Origin of the sequence: Desulfotruncus alcoholivorax DSM 16058 (assembly GCF_000430885.1) — a bacterium.
Lineage (GTDB): Bacteria > Bacillota > Desulfotomaculia > Desulfotomaculales > Desulfallaceae > Desulfotruncus > Desulfotruncus alcoholivorax.
In genome coordinates, this window is sequence record NZ_AUMW01000063.1 from 1 (window position 1) to 1,460 (window position 1,460).

General features: G+C 44.7%; 3 protein-coding genes. All 3 read right to left on the bottom strand.

Annotated elements, in window-relative coordinates; translation table 11 throughout:
* On the bottom strand, positions 1 to 820 hold an 820-nt coding region (locus H569_RS20890), incomplete at its 3' end, for a helix-turn-helix domain-containing protein (RefSeq protein WP_034631244.1).
* Positions 821 to 918: 98 nt separating this feature from the next.
* Positions 919 to 1,236 carry a DUF5348 domain-containing protein gene (locus H569_RS0117070; protein ID WP_027365966.1) on the bottom strand — a complete coding sequence of 106 codons (318 nt, stop codon included), beginning with the start codon at positions 1,234 to 1,236 and terminating at the stop codon, positions 919 to 921.
* Positions 1,237 to 1,283: 47 nt separating this feature from the next.
* Positions 1,284 to 1,454, bottom strand: a complete 171-nt coding sequence (locus H569_RS23750) for an aspartyl-phosphate phosphatase Spo0E family protein (protein ID WP_081411095.1) — start codon at positions 1,452 to 1,454, stop codon at positions 1,284 to 1,286.
* Positions 1,455 to 1,460: the final 6 nt, after the last annotated feature.

A 1,460-nucleotide genomic window follows, 5' to 3' on the forward strand; every position in this document is an offset into this window, starting at 1 on the left:
CAGCAGAACGCCCCAAACGCTCACCAATTTCCTTGTAAGTCAGTTTGTTTTCCCTGAACGTCCTGCGTAAGGCGGCGTCTTCTGCAGGTGTCCACCGCATGCGCTCTCTTGGGTGTCTGGATTGATCCTGTTCTAGTTTCGACCGAAACCATTCCGGGCCTTTTCTGGCTTCAGCAATGCGGTCACTATAGTCCAGTGCTACTTGCACTACAAAATCCATGAATCTGTCTCGGAGCATTTCGGGTACTTTACGTTTATTTGCCCCTTCAGAACGTTTTACTTTGGTCTTTTCAATTTCAAGCTCCTTGGCGCGAATGGCTTTTATAACACTCTTGGCCTTTCTCGCGTCCCATTTATCAGGGTTTTCTCTGAGAAATCTCTCAAGTTCTTTGGGGGTGATTTGTTTAATTCTCCCCTTTTTAGTTTTTGATCGGGTTGCCTTAATCAACCCTTGTTCGATGTACTGCTTAAGTGTTTGGTGATTTATTCCGGTTATTTTTTCAATTTCATTCTGATTAAAATAGCCCGGGTTATAAATCGGCCCTAGTTTAAGCTTTTTAGCCTTCTTTTCTACACTGCCAACGGATCTACCAAGTTTCCGGGCAATGGCCTTAACCGTCATTTTGCCCCAGTTTTTACGAAGGAAATTAACCTCATCCTCACTGTACTCGGCTTCTCTATCACGGCGGATGCCGAAAACGCCGGCCATACCTGAAACGCTGTTCACATCTCGTCCCATGGCCTTTGCGACCGCCGTCGGGCCACATGTCTTATAATGATCAATTAGGTATTGAAGTTCACAAATTGACCAGCATGACATAAATAATCCCTCCCGCAGTGCTTGTTAATAAAATAGCCCCGGGTGTTATCATCCCGGGGCAGTTTTAGGGAGAGGAGATGGAAATTAGTAATTAGTATTTACTTTTTCGAATGCCTTACCCGGATTCCCGTGGGCATAACAACATATACCCCCTGCCCCAAAGGGGCTGCATAGCCAATGTATAAGTGCGCTTTGGGGTTATCAGAACTTAGGTTGGCTTCATACCTGCCAGCCAGCCAGTTCCTAGCTTCAAAATGCTCCCCTTCGTTATCCGGCACCCATTCACCCAGTTGGACTTCAAGTGAAGAGCCGCAGTGCAAATCGTAATGACTGCCATCACCAAGCAATATATAATGCCGCCATCCGCCGGCGGTTTTCTTGACCTGCAATGTTCCCTTAAAATAAGCAGTATCCAAATTAATCAACTCCTTTTACAAAACCTTTCCTCCCGGAACATAGTTATCTAATTAGATGTACCTTGATCAAAAGCAAGCATTTTTTGAGCAGCTACAATGTAATAATCCAACTCCTGGCTAATTCTTAGCGCTTCCTGGCTTGTATAAGATCCACACAGTTTACAAAGTTCAGAACGCAACTCTTCAACTTTTTCTAACGCTTCACTCACGTTTTTCATAAGCTA